Source organism: Serratia sp. CY76391, assembly GCF_052166695.1.
GTDB lineage: Bacteria > Pseudomonadota > Gammaproteobacteria > Enterobacterales > Enterobacteriaceae > Serratia > Serratia nematodiphila.
In genome coordinates, this window is sequence record NZ_JBJNOJ010000031.1 from 1 (window position 1) to 842 (window position 842).

Below are 842 nucleotides of genomic sequence, written 5' to 3' on the forward strand. Positions count from 1 at the left end.
CTCTGGCTGCTGGCGGAGCTGACCTACCGCTGCCCGCTGCAGTGTCCGTACTGCTCCAACCCGCTCGATTTTGCCGCGCAGGAAAAAGAGCTGACCACCGCGCAGTGGATAGAGGTGTTTCGCCAGGCGCGGGCGATGGGCAGCGTGCAGCTCGGCTTCTCCGGCGGCGAGCCGCTGGTGCGTAAAGACCTGCCCGAGCTGATCGCCGCCGCGCGCGATCTCGGGTTTTACACCAACCTGATCACCTCCGGCATCGGCCTGACCGAGAAGAAACTGCAAACCTTCGCCGACGCCGGGCTGGATCATATTCAGATCAGTTTTCAGGCCAGCGACGAAACGCTGAACGCCGCGCTGGCGGGCTCCGCCAGGGCGTTTCAGCAGAAGCTGGCGATGGCCAGGGCAGTCAAGGCGCTCGGCTATCCGATGGTGCTCAACTTCGTGTTGCATCGCCATAATATCGGCCAGATCGACCGCATCATCGAACTGGCGATCCAGCTGGATGCCGACGACGTCGAGCTGGCGACCTGCCAGTTTTACGGCTGGGCGCACCTGAACCGCGAAGGGCTGCTGCCGACCCGCGAACAGATCGCCGAGGCAGAAGCGGTGGTGAAACGCTATCGCGAGCGCATGGCCGCCGACGGCAAACTGGCCAACCTGCTGTTCGTCACGCCGGATTACTACGAGGAGCGGCCTAAAGGCTGCATGGGCGGTTGGGGGGCCATCTTCATGAGCGTGACGCCGGAAGGCATGGCGTTACCCTGCCACAGCGCCCGTCAGTTACCGATTACGTTTCCGTCGGTGCTGGAGCACGATCTGCAGCATATCTGGTACCACTCCTTCGG

Annotated in this window: 1 protein-coding gene; it reads left to right on the plus strand. The window is 63.2% G+C overall.

What is annotated here, in order from left to right; all coding sequences use genetic code 11:
• A partial coding sequence (gene pqqE / locus ACJ8PN_RS25565; protein ID WP_442535379.1) for a pyrroloquinoline quinone biosynthesis protein PqqE occupies nt 1-842 on the plus strand: 842 nt, incomplete at both ends.